This is a genomic window from Amphritea pacifica (assembly GCF_016924145.1).
GTDB classification, from domain to species: Bacteria; Pseudomonadota; Gammaproteobacteria; order Pseudomonadales; family Balneatricaceae; genus Amphritea; species Amphritea pacifica.
Window position 1 is genome coordinate 99,157 of record NZ_JAFFZO010000001.1, and the last position, 21,929, is coordinate 121,085.

The window sequence follows — 21,929 nt, forward strand, 5'->3', positions numbered from 1 at the left end:
TTCTGAGCTAAAACGCAGGGCTTTTAAAGCGGATGCCGTGCACATCGTTAAGCATCGTCACCACTACCTTAACCTGACCAACAGAAGAAAAGCCTAAGGTAATCCGTGCCAATACTCTTTCACGTTCACGACCAGACTTGTCACGCCGACGACCTGTTTTCACTGCAAGACAACACTGGCCGGAAACTATCCGCGCCAATCGTTGGAGTCACCCAAGCATAGACCATCAACAGTCGATTATAAATCCACCTCAGAGCTCTCTGGGCCCCAGATGGTAAAGGCTCTTTCTACCCACGATAAAAAAGGCTTACCGAAGTAAGCCTGAAAAGAGGGGGGAAATATTTTTTGACTGCCTCAGAAGAAGAACGCCAGCCCCAGATTAACACTGCTGTTTTCCAGCTTATCACCCAGATGATTCTTCGCATTAAAGCGGGAATACTCGGCGACCATCAGCAGGTTATCCGTGAGATTATGATACGCACCGATGGTCGCTTTGGTCTGGCTTTTCATCAGCGTATCGGGATCGGCAGCGGTCTTATCCAGGCGGGTCTGTCCCAGACTGATACCATACTTAGTGGCCTCAGCCTGATAGGTCAGTTGACCAAAGCAGCCTTTTGAGCGACGCGCTTCACCATTACTATCTGCGGCATCAATAAACAGACCTGCGGTACCGACCCCATCGGCAGTAAAGCAGGACCCAACTACCCCCAGATCGTTAAATCTATAGCTGGCGGTCAGATCAACAGCATTGCCGGTATAATCGGCACTGCCCGCCTTGACGGTCTGGCTGAGAAAGCTGGCGGAAACAAAACCATTCTCGCTGTTAAAGCGCAATTTACCGTGTATGCCCGGCAGTGAGGAGCCACTGTCACCGGTGGTACTGACACCCGCCCCCAGACTAATCAGATCCAGCGGCTGAAACACACCGATAGTGGCTTCAGCGCTTTCGCCCAGAGGCTTGGAGAAACTGATCTGAGAGATACGATCAGTAAAAATATAGCCATACCCCACACTACCAAAACTGGTGTTCAAGGGACTCTTGACCAGTCCGTGGGCCCCTACACCGATCAGCGACATATCGGCCAGAATCACATCCAGCGCAAACACACCGTAATCACGGCCCGCTTTAATGGTTCCTATGCCCTCTTTCGTTGCTAACAGAAAGGCCCGGATCGCCTGATCATCATCCTGACCATTAAACGCAGCGTTGGTGGTCAGCCCCGGCTCCAGCGCGATATTCGCGGAGATATCGTAACCCTGCTGCTGGGTTGCCACCGTCCACATAATCGAAGCCGGGATATAGCCGTTTGAAACCGACGATGCGTTTTCACCAGTACACAGCAGTGCATTGGCATCCACCTGATTGCCGGAATCATCACACTCGGCAAATACAGCATGGCTGTTCACGTTGCCGGAAACGCCCAGGGTCCAGTCACCGGCTTCGAGTGTCAGTGCCTGAGCCTGTCCGGCGGTTGCAGCCAAAGCCAGAGCGGAAAACAGTTTTTTCATTTCAGTTACCTTCTTTTTGTTATTGTTAATTTCTTACGGGCGCAACCTGCCCTGCCGGGCTGGCAAAACAGGGTGCAATTGTGGAAAACTGGCCGCCGTAAAAGTGGCAGCCAGAGGAGCAGAACCTAGTTGGTCAGCGATTCGTCGCGGACAAACCAGTGGTGTTTCGCGCTATTGAGCAGCATCAGATAGACGCAGAATGACACCAGGAAAGTGATGGGGGCGGAGAACAGTGCCAGCGAGGCATTGGCGTAGTTGAGAATGATGATTCCCAGACCCGCACCCGAGAACCAGGCGATCAGACCACAAGGGTTAAATGAGGTTACACGTTGAGGACAACACTCGATATGTCCGCCAAACAGCTGGTCATATTTAGGGGAGAAGATATGCGCCAGGGCAATCGCCACCCAGGCCACCACGAAGATCCCCTGATAGGCCAGTGCCTGCAGAATGAAGCTGAACACATTCGACAGCATCAGGGTGTAAACCACCGCGCCGACGGCGATCGCCCAGAAAAAGCGCGGCACGGAACTGAGGCCAAAACGCTCAAAAAACGCCTGCATATTCTCCGCAGCCAGATAGAAGTTGGCGGTGTTGATACGGGTCTGGCTGACCCAGACAAATAACAAGCCCCAGATCCCCATCAGCTTCAGAATCGCCAGCACCACTGAGACTTCTGACAAGCCGCCCTCCGTCGGAATCGTCGCCGCCAGAAAGATACCGACCATGCCGTTGATCATAAAGGTAAACAGATAGAACGGCATACCAAAGTTGATGTTGGCATGAAAGCGGGAATCATCCTCCTTACCGAAACGGGCGTAATCCCAGGTGTACATCATCAGAATCCAGACACCCATGAAGTAGGTAAAGCAGTTCCACCAGCCATTTTCAGGATTACCGCTTTGCGGCCCCAGGTTCAGCCAGGCATTGCTGTAGCCGTATTCATTGATGGTTACTGCCACCGCAGCGATCAGCCCAAGAATGTAGAACGGCAGCAGAATACCGTTAAATTTATCCAGCCAGTTCTGCACACTGCCAAATACCAGCGGCACGCTGTACAACACCACTATCAGATAGGCCACTTCGATACTCAGCGAAGGGAAATACGCCTGAATCGCCACCGCGATAACAGAGCCTTCAAACACCGAATAATAGATCGCCGTCGCGAAGAAGATCAGGGTTGCCAGCGTCGCGCCGACTTTACCGAACAGGACCCGGGAAAACAGCGCTACCGACAGGCCGGTGCGGATTGCATAACGGGTGATCACCGCATTGATCAGCCCATACGTCACCACCGACAAGGCCAGACCGATCAGGGTATTAACAGTACCGAAGTTCATCGCCAGTGTTGCCGACACCACCAGCCAGAACATCGCGCTGCAGATTGCCCACCAGGCCATGCTCAATGAACCACGGTTCATTCGCTCCTCATGGGGCACTGACAGAGTGGCCGAACCACTGTTTGTTTTTATATTTCCAGCCATAACTACTCTCTCTTATTATTAAAATGTCCCTGATTAGGGATGAATTCAGAATAAGAGAACCGCGCAAGAGATTATTGACGATAGGTGCATCAGTTTTTGTAAATCAGGGAATAGCGGTGTGTGCCCGATCAGCCCCGCGACGCGTCTGAAGCGATAAAAGCAGTGATATCCGGCCAATTACTGCTAATCTGGTAATACCCTCGTTTGTTACAGGAGGTACCTCTGATGTCCAGTAAAACAATATTACATCCACCTGAAGCCCCACTACCAAAAACCTTTACCCGGATTATGGGACGCTATCCTGACTACGCGGCGGCGGTAGAGCAGCTGGGAAAAGTGGTCAGGGATGCCGGACCTATCGATGAAAAGACGGCGCAGCTGATCCAGCTGGCGGCAGCAGCCAGTATCCGTTCTGAAGGCGCATTACACAGTCATGTAAGGCGAGCCCGGCAAGCCGGAGCAACGACTGAGGAGATTCAGCATACGCTGATTCTGTTAACCAGCACGATAGGATTGCCTGCGGTGATGGCAGCGCTGAGCTGGATGGAGGAGTGATGCCCGAAGACCCTGCTGCGCGCTATGCAAAGCAGCCTGGGTACAGAGTTATATGTTTGAACCTGCGCCCCAGGCGGGGTCTACTTTGCCTCGCGCATCTCTCTGGCGGTGCAGCCAAACCGGGATTTAAACAGGCGACAGAAATGCGCCTGATCATTGAAACCCCAGCGATACGCTATTTCCGCCAGTGTGGTATGGCGGTTGCCGGCACGGATATCGTTGAGGGCCGATTGCAGGCGCAGCTCTTTTATCCACTGGCCGACCGTCTGGTCTGAGTCTTTAAACAGTTTATGCAGATAGCGGGTGGAGATATTACAGGCTACCGCGATCATATCCGGGGAGAGTTCTGAGCGCTGGATATTGTCGCGCACAAATGCCTCAATATTGCGCAGATGAACGTTACGCAGATTTGCTTCATTGCTCATCAGCACCCGGTCGTCGTTTTCCATGCTATGCGCCAGCAGATCGATCAACTGACTACTGAGAATATCGTGGGCCACTTCATTGGTATAGGAGGCCTGCTGCACCATGGTTCTCAGAAAGCTGAAAAACACATTGCCCATCCCTTTGCTTTTATCAAACTCCATATAGAGAAAGCGTTCCGGCTGACGGATACGGGTCTGCAGCAGAGAGACCGGCACCCTGACAACCCAGAGGGCGTTATCCTTGCTGTAGCTGAACTCATAGGGAAGATCACTGCGTTCAAGAATAAACGCACCGGGATTACACACGATGGTACGATTCGCCTGGGAAAACCGGACCTGATCCTGCGCTGGAACGGTGATCAGAAAATAGGGTTCAGATTCATCGATCTGCTGCTTCACCCGTTTGAAGCAGGTGGCAGAGCTTTCCATCCGCGAAATGCCCACCCGGCCCATCTGCCACTGACTCAGATGACCATGAAACTCGCTGGGATTGCGAAAATCCAGCTGCAGAGGGAAGTAAGCATTTTCAATCACCTCTCGCCAGTAATCCTGTCGCTCACGCTGGGGCAGCAAATGGGTGCTGTAACGATTGTGCATATATGAACACCTCTCTTTATTGTTATTGAGTCCATATGGCTGTTAATTGTACCCCTGTTTTTATTAAGGGCAAATACTCTGATCGTCTACCGATCTCCCTGTCAGTCTAAAAAAGCAGTCAGATAGGCCGAAACCTGTCTGACTGAATATCCTGCCATCAGGATAGTGAAATTAAACAACAAAACGACTGCCTCACCGTTGCCTCTCAGCACAACCATGAGGCAGTAGAACCTGTATCAGCAGCGGGTCAGGCGATAACACTGGTTCGGCTCCAAAACCAGCACCCAGCCGGGACGCACAACAATATTGGTGGTGGGCTCCTCCACCACAGCAGGACCTCTGATCTCGATACCCACATCCAGTTTAGGGCCGGAATAAACGGCGGTATCGGTCCGGTGCCCATCGGCATCAAACAGTGCCGGACGGTATCCGATCAGTGCATCTTCAGCTTTGCCGCCCCGGGGCTCCAGTGTCTGGAAGTCAGGCTTGGCAACATTGCCGACCATCGTTGATTCGATGTTGACCAGCTCTACCGGATTGTGTGGCTCTGAGTAGGTGTACAGCTCTTCGTGACGTTTGTGGAAGTCATCCAGAATAGCGGACATCTTTTCCCGACAGATTTTGCCCGGATAGATCTCCACATTACACTCATGGATCTGACCGACATAACGCATCTCAACACTACGGGTATAGCTGATATCATCGGCATTAAAGCCATCAGAGATCAGATGTTCACGCCCCTGCTGCTCCAGATCTTCAAATTTGGCATTCAGGGCATCCAGGTTGGCGCCATCATCCAGCCGCATCGGTTCTGACGCCAGATAGTTATAGCGTACGTCGGAGATAATCTGCCCGAAGGCACAGAACACTGATGACACTTTCGGCACCAGTACTGTGGTGCTACCAATCTCCTCCGCCAGCGCAGTGATATGCATCCCCGCCGCACCACCGGCACAGAGCAGAGCAAAATCCCGTGGATCATAACCCCGCTCGATGGACACCCGACGAATACCGTTGACCATATTCAGGTTGACGATGGTGCTGATGCCGTAGGCGGCTTTCTCCACACTGATGCCCAGCGGATCTGCCACATGCGCTTTAACAGCGGCAATAGCTGCGTCCCGATTCAGGTTGATGGTGCCGCCCAGCACCGCTTCGGGGTTCAGATAACCCAGTACGAGGTTGGCATCGGTAACCGCCGGAATAGTGCCGCCCTTGCCGTAACAGACAGGACCCGGTGTGGCTCCAGCACTTTCAGGACCGACCTGCAGCATGCCATACTGATCCACCTGACAGAGTGAACCACCACCTGCCCCCAGGGTTTCCACCTGAATCATCGGCACGCCGATACGGTAGCGCAGAAAGTCGATATTCTTATTCAGGTTGGTCTGGCCATCTTTGGTCAGGGTGATATCGAACGAGGTGCCGCCCATATCCACGGTGATGACATTGTCGATACCGAACGGCTGCCCCACAAACAGTCCCGCCTGAGGTGCCGATGCCGGACCTGAGTTAATCGCGTTGACCGCCCGCCCCTGCATCGCCTCACCAATCGCCAGTCCACCGTTGGACTGAAAATAGCGTACCGGGTATTTTGCCCCCAGCGATTTAAAGTAGTCATCAATCTTCTGCACATAGCGTCGCATCACCGGGCTCAGATAAGCATTCACCACGGTGGTTGAGGTCCGGGTATACTCCCGCACCTGTGGGTAAACCTCACTGCCGGTGCAGACAAACACCCCCGGCATCATCTCCTGCACAATCTCCTTAGCACGTTTTTCATGGGCCGGGTTACGCACCGCCCAGACAAAGGAGATAGCCACACTTTCGACACTCTGTGCCTTGAAATAGCTGACGGCATCGCGCACTTCCTGCTCACGCATTGGCTGATCCACTTCACCGGTACCGATAACCCGCTCATTGATTGGACGGCGCAGATGGCGTGGCACGATCATATGGGCCGGCGGGAAGTCTGCTTCGTAACGATAGCCCTCCTCTTTATGTCCCAGCCGGATCTCCAGGCTGTCCTCATGGCCGGCGGTACACAGCAACCCCACCTTAACGCCTTTCTTCTCAATCAGAGCGTTCAGGGCAACCGTCGTACCATTGATACAGAGATCACAATCCTGCACGATCTCTTCGATTGAGCGGCCCACCGCTTCAGATATCTGAGTCAGGCCCGCTTTAATGGCGATAGTGCCATCCTGGGGTGTTGAGGGGCTTTTGAAAACCCGCAATTCACCGTTGTTTTCTGCCAGTACAAAATCTGTGAAGGTACCACCGGCATCGATACCCAGACGGTATTTATTACGCATAATTCCGTTCCTTAATTGTTATTGTTATCGGTTTACTGCTGACGCAGCGCGGCAGTGGCCTGCTGATCAACACGCATCGTGCGGGGGTCAATGACAACACCATATTCCTGTGCAGCCGCCTCCAGAGAGACCAGGCCGTTCTGATAATCAGACAGCACTGCCTCTGGCGTCCGATTCTTCGGATCACCAAAGCCACCGCCACCAGGGTTAAAGTTTGCCACCCGCTCGCCGGGTTTAACGGTGAGGATGGTATTGGCCTTATACACCTGCTCCTGCTCACCCTTGACAACCAGTTTGCCAAGCTTCGGCTCAATCAACTGATTCTCTGCACCGGCAGCGCCCATCGTGGGGATCTGTCGCCCCTCACCAAAAGCCACCACGGTCATCTCATGATCGATCGGTTCAACTTCCCAGACGGTGCCTGAGCCGCCGCGATACATACCCGCACCACCGCTGTCCTGAATCAGACCGTAGCGGCGGATAATAATCGGGTAGGAATATTCCAACAGTTCGATATCACCGGAGCTCAGTGCACCGAAACAGCACAGTGGGCCGCAGGCGTGCCAGCCATCCATCACCTGAGTTGCACCCGCACCGGAAATAATCGATGCCAGCACCATCGTCACATACTGCTCGCCGGTGCGCGGATCGATACCGGCGATGTTGATACCGCTGGCATGCCCCCAGGAGGCAGCCACCCGATCCGGCGCGGCCTGTTCCAGGGCTTTGCGGACGGCATCGGTCAGGGTTTCCATCGGCGTGGTGGTACAGTTCACATGGGGTGCTGGCTCCTGAGCATTACAAAGAGTGCCTTTGCGCCCCAGATCCACCGATACGCAGCGATATAAACCTTCGTTATAGGGCGGTGGCAACTGTGCAAACATCATCAGCCCGAGGTATACACCGGACATCGAGTTGCCTTCATAGGAATTAATAAAGTAGGGAATCTGTGGTGGACTCTGCACTTCAATGTGCAGTTTATCGCCCTTGATTGTCACTTTAGAGGTGATCTCCATCTCGCCAAAGCCATGACCGGAATCTTCCAGCACCGCTGAACCAAAGTATTCTCCATCCGGGACCGCTTCTATCAGCGAACGCATCTGCCGGTCTGCCATATTTTTCAGTTCGGCAATGCAGGCCTGAATCTGCTTAACGCCATACTTATCCAGCAGCGCGATCAGATTGCGCTCACCGACCCGGCAGGCACCGTACTGCGCATTCAGATCGCCTTCCTGATCGCGGCGGGCACGCATGTTGGTGAGCAACAGATTAACCACATCTTCCCGGCGCTTACCCTTTTCCCAGAGTTTTACCGGCGGAATCCGCAACCCTTCGGCATAGATCTCTTTTGCATCCGGGTTATAGCCTGCCGGAACCGGCCCTCCGATATCGGTCAGATGGCCTTTACACACCGTCCAGAACACCAGCTCTCCCTGATAAAAAACCGGCTTGTACATACAGCAGTCGAGTATATGGCTGCCTTTATAGGCGGGATCGTTATGATAGATAACGTCGCCTTCATGGATATCATCCCCGAAAAACTTTGCCACCTCTTTCATCGCCGGGATCAGCGATCCCAGATGGATCGGGATATCCTGTCCCTGCAGAATCATCTCAGGAAAGTGGTCAAACAGCGCATTACTGTAATCATGGGCCAGATTGAAGACACTGGATCGACCGGTTTTCTCTAATGTCAGCGTCATCTCCCGTTGCGCTGTTTCCAGCGCTCCGCGGACAACGGCGAGTGTGATTGGATCGACACTGGTAGACATGTTGTACCCCTTATTGTTTTTGTATGAATCGGGTTTGCCCTGTCCGTCTCCGGGTTCAGGGTCAAACGGGTTAACAAACAGTCTATGAGCGGGAGCAGTCTGTTTATTGATAGGCGGTGACTTATTCTTTGTCTGTGAGTGAACAGAGGGTTAAGTTCTGGTGCAGGCCGACTGAGCAAAAGCGATATAACGCATTGCTATCACGATAAAGATGTAAATTTGCATCCCGGGTGGAACGGCTATTGTTTCCACACTGAAAGCAGGCTTTAATTAGCAACTTAGAGATCGTTGATTAAGGTTTGCTGATTTGTCGAAGTTTCACCGTGTAGCTAAACAGCCCCTGATGTTGTGGCATGATGCCATTGCCGGGATTATCACCCACGGGGTGAATGACGAAGCCGTTGATAATCTGATGGACACCCTGCGCAGGGTGGTCGATGCCGATGGCAGTACTCTGATTGTCTACCCTGAAGGCCGACAGCCCTATTGCCCGTCACGTAAACGCCGTAAAGGTGAAGACCCGCGTATCCATATCGATCAGTATCTGGAGAGCGCCTACCTGCTGGACCCTTTCTATCGTCTGGCGACCGATGGTTCTGCCGAAGGGGTATACAGCCTTGCTGATGTTGCCCCGGATGGCTTTAAACAGAGTGAGTTTTATCGGGTGTATTACCGGCTGGTCAATTTTGGCGATGAGATCTGCCTGATTATCCCCACTGACAATGCCAGCATTCAGGTCTCGATCAGCCGTCAGGACAACAAGCCTAAGTTTACCGCTGCCCAGCAGGGTCTGATACAACGGGTTTTCTCTACCGTTAAAGCGATTCTGCTAAAGTGGTGGGGCAGCTCGCAAAAAGTACAGAAAGATCATTTTCTCGATTCCCATCTGGAGTGTGCTCTGAGTCATTTCGGTAGTTCGGTACTCACCCAGCGAGAAACTCAGATTTTACAGCTGATATTGCGTGGCTATGCGGTGAAATATATCGCAGAGAAACTTGAGATCAGCCCCGAAACCATTAAACACCACCGTAAAAACATCTACGCCAAGCTGGATATCAACTCTCAGGCAGAGATGTTTCATCTGTTTATCGACTCATTACGGATGGTGACTCCCGATTCACCACCGGACCCTCTCACCAACTATCTGAAACCTCCAGCCATACGCTGATAGCTGTCTGAGCCGCCGTTCAGCAGCGTACCAGCTGTTCAGAACACAGCCGTTGGAGCCGCTGTAGCGGCACCTTCGGCAATATCATAAAACGTGACAATTGCGTTAAATTTACAACAGTGCGTGCCGCAGCAACTAAACTTAGACTATGTTACGCAGCACGATTATCGCTTCAGGACTACTGCTGTTTGTCAGTCCCCTCATCCCTGCCCAACTGACAGCTGAAGAGCTGCTGGTTGGCAAAACCTGTCCGGTCACATTTCAGAATCAGGCCGTCGGCATCCTGGTATTTTCCCGGGCGTGGTATCACAGCAGCAGAAGCAACGCGGCTTACATCCCGGGCGATAATGCCACCGGGGTTGGCCTGGAGATACATTTTTTCAGCAATGATGCCGGGGATACTGAGCAACTCAACCTGCCCAACTGTGATCGCTACAGGATACTGCAGGTCCGTCACAGCAATACCCGTATGGTTCCGGGCGAGCATAGCTCACAGATCGATGTCCCGGAGCAGTTTCTTGCCCCCTTCTACGACAATGATCCGCTTGAATATGGCCGGGGCGTCCACCAGGTACCGGCAGATGATCATGATAAACCCTGGCATGGGCGACCGGTCAGAGCGTCTACCGTTGCCATCTACGATACCCCCTTTGTTTCTGATTTCTGGGGCACGGAGGGGGAAAATATCGATGTCCGTTTTGAAACCTGCGTGGTGTGCCAGCGGGATCTACACTATGATGCACTGCTCTCCTGCGGTCAGTGGGGCTATCAGCGCTCATATATGGGAGGCATGACCGGCTGGGCAGAACCCGAATTCCAGCCGGTTCAATGCCTGCCTCAACCTACAGAGAGATTCAAAACCACACTGAACAACTCCAATCGCATCGAATATAACTACTGGCTTCACTGGCGATAATAACGCTTGATTGTTGCGTCAATATCAACCTATCCTTCCACTGTTGATTAGTGCCTGGAGACAATTAATGGCATACCAGTACACCATTACGGAATGTGGTTACTACCTGCGGGTTGAAGTGAACGGAAGCAGAGACCGGAGCGATGTAACCACTGAATCCCTGAGAATGTGGCAGGATGTTGCCAGTGAGTGCAAAGAGAAACACATCAATCTGATTCTGGCGGTCTTCCGACTCAGCGGAATACGCTCACTGATGGATACATTCAATATTGTTGAAGGGGTTCAGCACTGGCTCTGGCCGGAACTGGCAATCGCCTACATCGATACCGACCCGCTTAATCAGAAAGAGAACATCATTGCCGAGCAGTCCGCCATGATGCATGGCATAAACTTTCGCGCATTTCTGAGCGAAAAGGATGGCCTCCAGTGGCTCAAAGCGATGCACTCAAGCCAGCGACACTAAACAGAAAAGCCGCGTCGCGCGCGGCTTTTTTATAAAGTATTGTTAACACCGTTCACCCTCTGGGCAGCACTATCAGCCCCTTCAGGATTCAAATATCAGATTGGGCAACCAAAGCGCTATTTCCGGAAAGATCACCACCAGCGCCAGCCCAATAATCTGCAGAATAATAAACGGAATAACCGCTTTATACAGGTCGTAGATCGTTATGGATGGCGGGGCCACCGAGCGCATGTAAAAGAGATTATAACCAAAGGGCGGCGTCAGATAGGCGGTTTGCATGCTGATGATAAACAGCACGGCGAACCACACCGTGTCAAAACCCATCTCCTGCACAATCGGCACAAACAGCGGTACGGTGATAAAGACGATGGCAAAATCATCCAGAAACATCCCCAGAATGAAGTAGGTTGCCAACATCGCGACGATTACCAGATAGGGCGAAAGATTAGAGTCCTGAACCAGTTCAGTAATCAGCATCCCCGCACCCAGGCCGATATAGATCTTACTGAAAAACACTGCCGCAATAGTAATCCAGAGCAACATCCCCATAAGCTGGGTGGTGCTCATCAACACCTCTTTGAGCATTTTCAGATTGAGCGTGCGATAGATCGCGGCACAGATCAGCGACCCGGCCGCCCCCACCGCTGACGCTTCAGAAGGAGACGTAATTCCGCCGATAATAAATCCCAGCACTGTTGTGATCAGTGCACCCGGCAGAACCAGCGCCTTCAACGCTTTCAGTTTATCCAGTGCCCCCAGACGCTCTGAAAGTGAGATAGAGGGGGCTTTCCCGGGATTCTTGAGGGCAAACAGGAAGATATACAGCATATAGATGCCGGCCAGCATCAGGCCCGGCATCATACCGGCTGCAAACAGCTTACCCACCGATTCCCGTGCAAGAAATGCATAGACAATCATCAGTACACTGGGAGGAATCAGAAAGCCTAATGCACCACCGGCCATGATGGTTCCGGTCACCAGTTTCTTATCGTAGCCACGACTCAGCATCGATGGCAACGCAATAATACCCAGACTCACCGTTGCCGCACCCGAAACGCCCGCCATCGCAGCGATAATGGCACAGATAACCACGGTACCCATACCCAGTCCACCGGGAATGCCACCCATGAGTTTATTGATCATATCAAACAGATCATCGGTAATACCGGAACGCTGCAGCATCAGGCCCATGAAGATAAACATCGGCAGCGCCACCAGCAGGAAGTTGTCCATCGCCGAAAAAGCACTGGTGGCGAGTAACTCAAGCCCGGCTGGCCCCCACAGAAAATACGCCGAACCGGTGCCGACCGTCAGCAGCGCCCAGGTTAACGGGGCTCCCATTGCCAGCAGGATCAGCATCGAGAAGAACATGCCAAAGGTAACCACTAAGGGATCTAGATCTAACACAAATACACCTTCGCTTAAATGATGAACTGACCAGTAAGCAATCAGATTGCCTACCGGTTCAGATAGAGGGAGCTACAGAGCAGTAGCCGGAATACAACCCAAATCAGACTTGCGCGTCCGGCTGAACCCCGATCGCTACCATAAAGCTGCGAATCAGCGCAGCGATGCTCTGCAGAATCATCAGCCCCACCGCCAGAGGGAGCACAGACTTAAAGGGATACACGACCGGACCCCAGGTACTTTTAGAGGAAACCTCTCTGATCGCCCAGGAATCGGCAGCGAAGTTGAAGGTTATGTAAAAGAACACTGAAAACACCACCAGACCGATCAGGCCGGTGATCACATCCAGCACGGCCCGCCCCCGCTCCGGGAACAGGTTATAGATCACTTCACTGCGTACGTGGCCATGGTGTTTATGGGTATAAACCCCCGCCAGAATACAGAAAGTACCGTACAGCATGGTGGTCGATTCGTGTGCCCACGAGGTGGGGCTGTTAAACAGATAACGCGCCGTCACCTCGTAGCAAAGCCCTGCAATCATGGCCAGACACAACCAGCTGAAGGTCCGGCCAACCCACTCAGATACCCTGTCCTGAAACGCAAGATATTGAGAAAGTTTTGCCATCAGACTCTCCCGGTCGCCTTAGCCGTCGCAGTAATGGCCGCAATCGCTTTGGCATTACGTGGCGACTTGGCCGCTTCCTCTTTCCAGACATCCATTGCTGCAGCGGTCAGCGCTTTAGAATCCGCTTCAGGCAGTGAAGCAAACTCAAAGATCCCCTCACCGTTAACATCCAGACAACCGTTGACGTTCCACGCATGCATATTCACCGCGTGTTTAGCAGTTGCCAGCTCCAGGGATTTCTGCTGATCTTCAGACAGCGACTCCCATTTCTTCATATTGATCAGCATGCCGTCGGCATAACCTGGGTTGATCATATTCAGGTAGGTATAATATTTAGCAGACTCGTGCAGTTTCAGTGCTTTATATTCCAGTGATCCACCGTAGATCACACCATCAATGGCGCCGGTAGACAGGGCTACATAAAGTTCCTGACTTGGCAGATAGACGGTTGGGATATCAAACTTTTCCAGAATACCGGCAACCGTTGCAGTGGCGCGGATCTTCATGGTTTTCAAATCTTCGAGGCTTTTCACCGGCTTAGTTGTCAGCAGATCGTAAGGACCGCCAAAAATGGCTCCCAGATATTTAACCCCTTTCTCGGCATAGGCCTCTTCCAGCAACGCTGTCAGGCCCTGCTTCTGATGCAGGTAGATCGCTTCATCATAGCTGGTCCAGGCGCCGGGAATACCCGATTCAATTTTGCCGATATCCAGCTGTCCGGCCCAGTATCCGGCATATCCCTGACACATATCCAGGGTGCCTTTAGATACTGCATCCAGCATCTGGTCATTAGGCACCAGCTCTGAACCACGGAAACGCTGAATGCGCACGCTTTTGTTGGATACCGCTTTAACATCGTTAGCGAACATTTTGTAAAGGTCATCAGTCTCTGTACCGTACAGAGTTTGCATACGCAGACGAACATTATCGCCGGCATTCGCAGTTGTGGATGACAGGGCCAGTGGTGCTGCTGCAATACCGGTTGCAGCCGCTTTAAGCAGATCTCTTCTCTTCACTATCGTTGTCCTTTTATTATTAAGTCTGATGGCTCAGGTTTCCGTCAGATCACAGCTAATCTATTAATTGATTTTTGCTGTGAAACACCTGATTGATAGATCTACCACTCAGGGGTAGATGTTCGTTATTTTTAACATCGCTTATTAAAAATAGAAAGCACAAGTGTTCATAAAAAAGACACACGACATCTAAACCAATCATTTTTGACCGGGTTTTCTTCATCGTGTCAAACCATTCACCCTCCACCACATGTACCCGTAATCTATTGTTTTAATGACTTAAATCAGTAAAAACAAGCCTGTTTTATGCATCTGAAAAGGCCTTTCTCCCACTCCACTATGTAAGACTACCCTTTTCAGGGGATGACATTTGTTCGATATTCAAAACATATATCAAATTATTGAAAATCATAAAATATCGCTATGAATAACAATATTATGAACATCTTTATCAAATTGACTCTATTACCCGAAAATCGCCAGGACAACAGGGATATCAGCCATCATGACGCTCTCAGCTGCCACTCTGTGAACCGCTTTCTCTTAACCACTGCCTCTACACCCTGAGGCGAGCTGTAATTTTCGCCTCCAACCCCGTAGAATCGACACTTATACCAGTCAATAACAACTCTTCCAGATCTGGTTCCTTTTCAATTAATATGATTCAGTACCCGAATAAAGTGCCGGGAACGAACAAGGGCGGCAAACGCCCTGAGGAACTCTGATGTCTCAAGCATTACTTCTTGCGCCTACAGGTGTCGGTGCAGGTCTTACTACCGCTGTGCTGGGCCTGTTTCAGGCGATGAACCGCCAGGGGATAAAAGTTCACTTTTTTAAACCGATCGCCCAGGGAAATGGCCATAGCACAGATATCACGATTGCTATGCTACAGGGAGACTGCACCTCTCCGATCGCCAGCCCGGTTGCGATTCGAGATGTTGAACAACTGGTTAGCCAGGATAAGGGCAATGAGGTTCTGGAACAGATCGTCGCCCGCTATGAACAGAGCCTGCCCACCGATAATGAAGTGGTGATTATCGAAGGGATGGTGCATACAGAAAGCCAGCCCTACGCTACCCGTATTAACCAGGAGATAGCCAAGGCTCTGGATGCTCAGGTGGTACTGGTGGCAACCCCGGGACACGACACGGTTGAAGCCCTGCAGGACCATATCGATATCACTGCCCGGGCCTACGGTGGCATCAAAAGCAAGCAGTTGCTGGGTTGCATCCTAAGCAAGCTGGGCGCGCCGATTGATCGCGAAGGCCATATGCAACCGTTCCTGAGCACCGGAAACACCGTCACCCACAGTCTCACCGAAGAGGTCATCCGCGAACACGCCACTATTTTCAACAGCCAGTTCCGCCTGCTTGGCTGCATCCCCTGGAATCGTGATCTGATCACCCCCAGAGTGAAGGATATCTCAGACTATCTGGGCGCCTCTGTAATCAACACCGGTGAGATCGCTACCCGCCGGGTTAACCGTATAGCCCTGTGCGCCAAAAGTGTAGCCAATGCCATCAATGAGCTACGCCCCGGCACGCTGATTTTCACCCCCGGTGACCGGGACGATATGATTGTAGCGGCCTGTATGGCGGCCGTTAATGGCGTAGAGCTGGCAGCACTGATACTCACCGGCGGGGTTACGCCCTCGGCTGCGGTACTGAAGTTATGCGCGGGGGCTTGCGAGTCAGGCCTGCCTATTCTCAGCATTCCAATGGATAGCTGGCAAACAGCGATGGCGATGACTCAGCTGAATCAGGAAACCCGGGCAGATGATCTGCCCCGCATACGGGATATTAAAGAAGCCACTGCGGCTCATATCGATCGCGAGTGGCTGGCAACCCTGGTGGATAGTCATTACCAGCGCCGCCTCTCCCCCCCTGCGTTCCGCTATCAACTGATCAAACGGGCACGCCTAGCGAATAAAGTGATCGTCCTGCCTGAAGGCAACGAACCACGCACAGTCAAAGCCGCGGCTATCTGTGCAGAGCGGGGAATCGCCCGCTGCGTTCTGCTGGGTAATACCAAGGAGATCCTGCAGATAGCCAAAAATCAGGGAGTGACACTCAACGATAATGTCACCATCAGCGACCCGCAGCTGATTCGCCAGAACTACATCAAGCGCCTGGTTGAACTACGACGACATAAAGGGATGACCGAGATCATCGCCGAAGAGCAGCTTCAGGATAATGTCGTACTGGGCACGCTGATGCTGGAGATGGGGCATGTGGATGGGCTGGTCAGCGGTGCTGAACACACCACCGCCAATACCATCCGGCCACCGATGCAACTGATTAAAACCGCCCCCGGTTGCAACCTGATCTCATCAATTTTCTTTATGTGTCTGCCTGAACAGGTGCTGATCTATGGTGACTGTGCCATTAATCCCGACCCCAACGCTGAGCAGCTGGCGGATATTGCTATCCAGTCAGCCGAATCTGCCGTCGCTTTTGGCATCCCTCCCCGGGTTGCGATGATCAGTTATTCGACCGGAGGCTCAGGCCAGGGGGCTGATGTTGAGAAGGTCCGGCAGGCCACCCGCATCGCACGGGAGAAACGTCCGGATCTGCTGATTGATGGCCCCCTGCAATATGATGCAGCCGTCATGGAGAGCGTCGCCAGGTCAAAAGCACCGGGCAGCACCGTTGCAGGCCAGGCAACGGTCTTTATCTTCCCAGATCTGAACACCGGTAATACCACCTACAAAGCGGTGCAACGCAGTGCAGATGTCATCAGCATCGGCCCTATGCTACAAGGGATGCGCAAGCCTGTGAATGATCTTTCCCGGGGTGCTCTGGTCGACGATATAGTTTTCACTATCGCCCTTACCGCAATCCAGGCAGGCGCTGGCAACAGCCAGCAGAACTAACCTTCAGCCCTGACAACCAGTGCCATTAAGTCAAAAAAAAGCCGCTGTTAACACAGCGGCTTCAAAGAGGACAATTAATCCAGACTTGCCGGATGATTAAATTGGCCACAGCAGTTGAACATCATCGGAAAGCTGTCCTGTAAAATATATCTGAGTGAGAGAGAGCAGATATCCAGTACAAACCATAGTACCCGAGTCAATTACTGAGTAATTATATATAACCAACCAATTCAGTCAAGAATTTTTTGAGCAGTATTTAACCATGATAGCGTCACAATTATTTCCTCAGCTACTGATCCACAGCTAACCTGGCAACGTAGTATCGGGTATATAAAACCGATATGAGCAAGGATCAGAAATGAAGCGAATATCCGAAACAACCGATATTCCGGTCGGTATCAGCGCATGTGTTATGGGTGAACAGGTGCGGTTTAACGGCGGCCATAGTCAATCAAAAATCTGCCAGGTTCAACTGGCGAAACATTTCAGTTTTGAACCATTCTGCCCCGAAGTTGCGGCTGGATTCGGCATCCCCCGCCCCACCATGCGTCTTACCGGAAATCCAGCGGACCCTGATCTGATTTTTTCCCGCCCCCCGGTGGAAGCTTCAAACCAGCAGGAGGCCGACCTCAGCAAACAGCTGTTGGATGCCTGCCAGCCGATGCTGGCGCGGTGTCAGCAGCTGGATGGTTTTATTCTGAAGAAAGACTCTCCCAGCTGCGGTATGGAACGGGTTAAAATCTATCAGCCATCCGGCCACCCCCACGAACAGAGAGGTTCCGGCTTATTTGCCCGGGCATTAATGCAGCGCTTCCCCAATCTTCCTATCGAGGAGGATGGCAGGCTGAACGACGCCCAGTTACGGGAAAACTTTGTTATGCGGGTATTTGCGCACCACAACTTTCGCACCGAGGTGACCGATCAACCCAGCTTTCATAAGCTACTGCAGTTTCATAGCAGTTATAAATACCTTTTAATGGCCCATAATCAGACCGCGTACCGCGAGCTGGGTAAGATGCTGGCAGCAGCTCACAACGAGCCTTTGGACGCCCTGTTAAAAATCTATCATGAGCGGTTTATGTCCGCGATCAGCACACCTGCCTCGCGAGGTTCTCATTGCAATGTGATGCAACATATCATGGGCTATCTGAAACAAAGCGTTGACAGCTCGGCACGTCAGGACATTCTTAACGTATTCGAACAATACCGTCTGGGCGAGGTCAACCTGATAACGCCAATGACTCTGCTGTCACACTATATCAACCAGAATGGCAGTGAATATATCCGTGCGCAGCGCTATCTCGAACCCTATCCAGCCCATCTCGGACTGCGCAACCAGGTATAAAAGGTAATACATTGAGCACTCCTGTCATTGTCTGGCTGCGACACGATCTGAGACTGGCTGATAACCCGGCACTCTTCTACGCCGCGCAACAAGGTCCGGTCATTCCGGTATTTATCGAAGACACCATCTGTGAGAGTCCATGGCAACCCGGCGCAGCCAGTCGCTGCTGGCTGCACCACAGTCTGGACAGTATCAATAAGCAGTTGGGGGGATGTCTGCGGCTGTTTCAGGGAGACCCCCTTACTGTTTTGTCACAACTGATCGAGCAGACCGGAGCCCTTGCTGTGTTCTGGAACCGCTGCTATACCCCCCAGGCCGTCTCACGGGACAGCCGGATCAAACAGACACTGAAAACGGCGGGCATTGAGGTCCACAGCTTTAATGGCTCACTGCTGTGGGAGCCCTGGGAGGTCAGTAAAGGCGATGGAACGCCTTACAAAGTGTTCACTCCCTTCTTTCGTAAGGGCTGCCTGAATGCCCCGCCACCGGATGTCCCTCTTCCGAGGCCGCAGCTACAGTCAGCCTCTGACCCCGAGTATTCAAATCAGCTCAGCCTGGAACAGCTCGGGTTGCTGCCCGATCACCCCTGGTGTGAGCGTATCAGCGAACACTGGGATATATCCGAGGATGCCGCCTGGAGGTTGTTACAACAGTTCACCACCGAACGGTTAAAACACTATCAACAGGGCCGCGATATCCCCTCGCTTGAAGCAACCTCAACCCTGTCCCCCTACCTTCAGTGGGGGCAGATATCACCCCGACAGATCTGGTATTACAGCCAGCAGCAGGCGACTGCGCCGGGACTGGAAAATGCTCTGGATACGTTTCTGAAGGAGTTAGGCTGGCGCGAGTTCGCCTATTACCAGCTCTATCACAATCCAGGCATCAGCGATACCAACCTCAATCCACGCTTTAACCTCTTCCCCTGGCGCAACGATCCGGCCTCCTGTCGTGACTGGCAGCGAGGCCAAACGGGGTTTCCTATCATTGATGCGGGGATGAGCGAGTTATGGCAAACCGGCTATATGCATAACCGGGTACGCATGCTGGTCGGTTCGTTTCTGGTGAAAAACCAGTTGCAGCACTGGCTCCACGGTGCCCGCTGGTTCTGGGACACACTGGTCGATGCCGATCTGGCATCCAACAGCGCCAACTGGCAATGGGTAGCGGGATGCGGGGCCGACGCAGCGCCCTATTTCAGAATTTTTAACCCGGTCACTCAGGGGCAGAAATTTGACCCCGACGGCAGCTATGTGCGGCGCTATCTGCCTCAACTGGCACAACTACCCAGCCGCTATATTCACACTCCCTGGGAGGCGCCTGCTTCGGTACTCAGCGACGCGGGAATTGTGCTGGGCTCAACCTACCCTGAGCCAATCCTCGATCTCAAGGCAACGCGCAAACAAGCCCTGGAAGCATTTTCCCAGCTTAAACAGCAGAGTTAACACCGATAAGGCACTGACGACCCGGGGCAGCAGCCACTTCTTTACTCTGGCGGATCAATCGCATATCTTTGATCAGGTGTGTATCGCCAGGGTTAGGCAAATGTATAACCACTATTTCGGACTGACCTCCTCACCGTTCGCGATTGCGCCTGATCCGGGCTATCTCTATATGAGCGCTCAACACAGGGATGCTCTGGCACATCTGCTGTATGGGGTTCAGGGCAACAGTGGTTTTGTGATGCTTACCGGTGAGATCGGCACCGGTAAAACAACGCTTTGCCGCTGTATGCTCGGCCATATACCACAAGATACCGAAGTGGCCTTTATTCTCAATCCCACGCTGAGCTCTGAGGAGCTGCTGGCCAGCATCTGCGATGAATTGCAGATCACCTATGATCAGCAAAATCAGAGCATCAAATCGCTCTCTGATGCGATCTACCACCACCTGTTACAGAGCCACGCCGAAGGTAAAAATACCATTCTGATTATCGATGAGGCGCAAAATCTCAGTCCCGCTGTGCTGGAACAGATGCGCCTGCTCACCAACCTTGAAACCAATGAAAAAAAACTGCTGCAGATCGTCATGTTCGGCCAGCCCGAGCTACGACAGTTGGTCGAACGCCCCGAACTAAAGCAGCTGGCACAACGGATCACTGCCAGATTTCACCTGACAGCGTTAACGCTGCATGAAACCGAACACTATATTAATCACCGTCTGGCCGTTGCGGGATACAAACCCCGCGCCCAGTCCTCAAGCCCGATACCGGCAAACAGGGTCAGACAGATCCACCAGCTCAGTGGCGGGATTCCCAGACTGATCAACATCCTCTGTGATCGGGCACTGCTGGGGGCCTATGCCCGCAATGAACCGGCAATCAGCGCGGAGATTCTGAATCAGGCCGCCAAAGAGATTTTTGGCAAGCCGGAAATACCGCCCAAATCCAGCAACACGGGCGCCAACACGCTTACACTGGCACTGGGTGTCATTTTTATCGCCCTGCTGATCTACCGTTTCTACCCTGCTGCACACCAATGGCTGACCAATTCCGTTCCGGCACTGGCGAATGCTGGTCCGCTCCACGCGGCAACAGAACCCGAAATGACCAATCCAACGGAGGCCCAGACAACAGTCTCCTCCGAACGCCCCGCCCAGGCTGCGATAACAACACCGGTGCCTGACACCTCTCATCCAGCCTCGGCAGCGGCTCTTGCGACAGGCCTGACAGAGATAACACCAGACACCCCTGACCCGGTAACGCCTCCCCAGAATACCGAACCCCGGATGCAGGCAGTCAATAATGAGTCCGTAGCGCAACCTGACGACGCTCCTGAAAACCACACGAACCCGGAGGAGCCTGCTCCCTTTTTATCTGCCACCGGTCCGCAGCAGAGCCAGGCAATCAATGCCGTCTCAATTGAAAGCAGCGATAATCCCGAAGTGCGCGCCTATCAGACCCTTTTCAGCCTCTGGCAACTGGAGATGCCTGCAGATCAGGACCCCTGCCTGTTCGCCTTAAACCACGGGCTGCGCTGCCTGCATAAACAGGGGCCTTGGCAACAGCTACAACGGAATAATCGTCCAGCACTGGTTCGCCTGCCAGGTAGGACAGGCACTCTGACCAGTCAGATACTGGTGGGGATCAACAACGACCTCGCCTCCTTCACCGATGGCATACGCTCCTGGAAAACCCCCGTATCCCAGCTGGATGATATGAGCCCGCTCAACTACACGCTGCTCTGGCACCCCCCCAGGGGATACCATACATTAACCCGACCCGGCAGTTACGGCCCCCATATCCTCTGGGTTAAACAGCAACTGGCTCAGCTCTCCCCCCTGTTTCAAAGCGAGATGAATGACTATTTTGATGATCAGTTAACACTGTATATTAAAGCGTTTCAACGCAGCCAGAATCTGCTGCAGGATGGCATCATTGGCCCTGAAACACTGATCCGCCTCAACACCCTGGTCGAGGCTAATATCCCGCTTATACTGAGCTACCGGGAGCCATAAGCCG

The 21,929-nt window shown here is 52.7% G+C and carries 17 protein-coding genes; 8 read left to right on the forward strand and 9 right to left on the reverse strand.

Features of this window, described 5'->3' with window-relative positions:
• Positions 1–7: 7 nt before the first annotated feature.
• The 3 genes from JW499_RS00440 to JW499_RS00450 form a co-directional block, all read right to left on the reverse strand.
• The gene (locus tag JW499_RS00440) at positions 8–163 is read right to left on the reverse strand and encodes a hypothetical protein (protein ID WP_205208732.1); all 156 of its coding nucleotides are present in this window, start codon (positions 161–163) and stop codon (positions 8–10) included.
• Positions 164–354: 191 nt separating this feature from the next.
• Entirely contained in the window at positions 355–1,509 is a 1,155-nt protein-coding gene (locus JW499_RS00445; RefSeq protein ID WP_205208733.1) for a porin, read from the reverse strand.
• A gap of 125 nt (positions 1,510–1,634) precedes the next feature.
• Positions 1,635–2,993: a purine-cytosine permease family protein gene (locus JW499_RS00450; RefSeq protein ID WP_205208734.1), complete on the reverse strand. Its 1,359-nt coding sequence runs from the start codon at positions 2,991–2,993 to the stop codon at positions 1,635–1,637.
• A gap of 225 nt (positions 2,994–3,218) precedes the next feature.
• Here JW499_RS00450 and JW499_RS00455 point away from each other — a divergent pair, with 225 nt between their 5' ends.
• Positions 3,219–3,548: a carboxymuconolactone decarboxylase family protein gene (locus JW499_RS00455; protein ID WP_205208735.1), complete on the forward strand. Its 330-nt coding sequence runs from the start codon at positions 3,219–3,221 to the stop codon at positions 3,546–3,548.
• Between the two features lie 80 nt (positions 3,549–3,628).
• Here JW499_RS00455 and JW499_RS00460 read toward each other — a convergent pair whose 3' ends face one another.
• From JW499_RS00460 to capB, 3 genes are all read right to left on the reverse strand, one after another.
• Positions 3,629–4,570: an AraC-like ligand-binding domain-containing protein gene (locus JW499_RS00460; RefSeq protein WP_205208736.1), complete on the reverse strand. Its 942-nt coding sequence runs from the start codon at positions 4,568–4,570 to the stop codon at positions 3,629–3,631.
• A gap of 236 nt (positions 4,571–4,806) precedes the next feature.
• Positions 4,807–6,885, reverse strand: a complete 2,079-nt coding sequence (gene capA, locus JW499_RS00465; RefSeq protein ID WP_205208737.1) for a caprolactamase subunit alpha — start codon at positions 6,883–6,885, stop codon at positions 4,807–4,809.
• Between the two features lie 32 nt (positions 6,886–6,917).
• Positions 6,918–8,657 carry a caprolactamase subunit beta gene (gene capB, locus JW499_RS00470; protein WP_205208738.1) on the reverse strand — a complete coding sequence of 580 codons (1,740 nt, stop codon included), beginning with the start codon at positions 8,655–8,657 and terminating at the stop codon, positions 6,918–6,920.
• Between the two features lie 307 nt (positions 8,658–8,964).
• Between capB and JW499_RS00475 the strand changes: the two genes are divergently transcribed.
• The 3 genes from JW499_RS00475 to JW499_RS00485 all read left to right on the forward strand — a co-directional run bounded on the left by JW499_RS00475 (position 8,965) and on the right by JW499_RS00485 (position 11,204).
• Positions 8,965–9,825, forward strand: a complete 861-nt coding sequence (locus JW499_RS00475) for a response regulator transcription factor (protein WP_205208739.1) — start codon at positions 8,965–8,967, stop codon at positions 9,823–9,825.
• A 148-nt stretch (positions 9,826–9,973) separates the two neighbouring features.
• Positions 9,974–10,741: a hypothetical protein gene (locus JW499_RS00480; protein WP_205208740.1), complete on the forward strand. Its 768-nt coding sequence runs from the start codon at positions 9,974–9,976 to the stop codon at positions 10,739–10,741.
• Between the two features lie 67 nt (positions 10,742–10,808).
• On the forward strand, positions 10,809–11,204 hold the full coding sequence (locus JW499_RS00485) for a hypothetical protein (protein WP_205208741.1): 396 nt from the start codon (positions 10,809–10,811) through the stop codon (positions 11,202–11,204).
• Between the two features lie 81 nt (positions 11,205–11,285).
• On the opposite strand, the gene JW499_RS00490 is transcribed toward JW499_RS00485, so the two are convergent.
• The 3 genes from JW499_RS00490 to dctP form a co-directional block, all read right to left on the reverse strand.
• Complete coding sequence (locus JW499_RS00490) at positions 11,286–12,611, reverse strand: TRAP transporter large permease (protein WP_332873990.1); 1,326 nt, start codon at positions 12,609–12,611, stop codon at positions 11,286–11,288.
• A gap of 103 nt (positions 12,612–12,714) precedes the next feature.
• Complete coding sequence (locus tag JW499_RS00495; RefSeq protein WP_205208742.1) at positions 12,715–13,236, reverse strand: TRAP transporter small permease subunit; 522 nt, start codon at positions 13,234–13,236, stop codon at positions 12,715–12,717.
• Entirely contained in the window at positions 13,236–14,252 is a 1,017-nt protein-coding gene (dctP, locus tag JW499_RS00500) for a TRAP transporter substrate-binding protein DctP (protein WP_091356852.1), read from the reverse strand. The genes JW499_RS00495 and dctP overlap by 1 nt, the downstream gene beginning before the upstream one ends.
• A 724-nt stretch (positions 14,253–14,976) precedes the next feature.
• Here dctP and pta point away from each other — a divergent pair.
• From pta to JW499_RS00520, 4 genes are all read left to right on the forward strand, one after another.
• Positions 14,977–17,124, forward strand: a complete 2,148-nt coding sequence (pta, locus tag JW499_RS00505; RefSeq protein WP_205208743.1) for a phosphate acetyltransferase — start codon at positions 14,977–14,979, stop codon at positions 17,122–17,124.
• 358 nt (positions 17,125–17,482) lie between these two features.
• Positions 17,483–18,469: a DUF523 and DUF1722 domain-containing protein gene (locus JW499_RS00510; RefSeq protein ID WP_205208744.1), complete on the forward strand. Its 987-nt coding sequence runs from the start codon at positions 17,483–17,485 to the stop codon at positions 18,467–18,469.
• Positions 18,470–18,480: 11 nt separating this feature from the next.
• The gene (locus JW499_RS00515) at positions 18,481–19,914 is read left to right on the forward strand and encodes a cryptochrome/photolyase family protein (protein WP_205208745.1); all 1,434 of its coding nucleotides are present in this window, start codon (positions 18,481–18,483) and stop codon (positions 19,912–19,914) included.
• A 100-nt stretch (positions 19,915–20,014) separates the two neighbouring features.
• Positions 20,015–21,925 carry an ExeA family protein gene (locus JW499_RS00520; RefSeq protein WP_205208746.1) on the forward strand — a complete coding sequence of 637 codons (1,911 nt, stop codon included), beginning with the start codon at positions 20,015–20,017 and terminating at the stop codon, positions 21,923–21,925.
• Positions 21,926–21,929: the final 4 nt, after the last annotated feature.

Excerpts from the sequence above, each read along its gene's own strand:
- JW499_RS00445 (WP_205208733.1), bottom strand. The coding sequence starts at position 1,509 with ATGAAAAAACTGTTTTCCGCTCTGGCTTTGGCTGCAACCGCCGGACAG.
- JW499_RS00450 (WP_205208734.1), bottom strand. The coding sequence starts at position 2,993 with ATGGCTGGAAATATAAAAACAAACAGTGGTTCGGCCACTCTGTCAGTG.
- JW499_RS00455 (WP_205208735.1), top strand. The coding sequence starts at position 3,219 with ATGTCCAGTAAAACAATATTACATCCACCTGAAGCCCCACTACCAAAA.
- JW499_RS00460 (WP_205208736.1), bottom strand. The coding sequence starts at position 4,570 with ATGCACAATCGTTACAGCACCCATTTGCTGCCCCAGCGTGAGCGACAG.
- capA (WP_205208737.1), bottom strand. The coding sequence starts at position 6,885 with ATGCGTAATAAATACCGTCTGGGTATCGATGCCGGTGGTACCTTCACA.
- capB (WP_205208738.1), bottom strand. The coding sequence starts at position 8,657 with ATGTCTACCAGTGTCGATCCAATCACACTCGCCGTTGTCCGCGGAGCG.
- JW499_RS00480 (WP_205208740.1), top strand. The coding sequence starts at position 9,974 with ATGTTACGCAGCACGATTATCGCTTCAGGACTACTGCTGTTTGTCAGT.
- JW499_RS00485 (WP_205208741.1), top strand. The coding sequence starts at position 10,809 with ATGGCATACCAGTACACCATTACGGAATGTGGTTACTACCTGCGGGTT.
- JW499_RS00495 (WP_205208742.1), bottom strand. The coding sequence starts at position 13,236 with ATGGCAAAACTTTCTCAATATCTTGCGTTTCAGGACAGGGTATCTGAG.
- pta (WP_205208743.1), top strand. The coding sequence starts at position 14,977 with ATGTCTCAAGCATTACTTCTTGCGCCTACAGGTGTCGGTGCAGGTCTT.
- JW499_RS00510 (WP_205208744.1), top strand. The coding sequence starts at position 17,483 with ATGAAGCGAATATCCGAAACAACCGATATTCCGGTCGGTATCAGCGCA.
- JW499_RS00520 (WP_205208746.1), top strand. The coding sequence starts at position 20,015 with ATGTATAACCACTATTTCGGACTGACCTCCTCACCGTTCGCGATTGCG.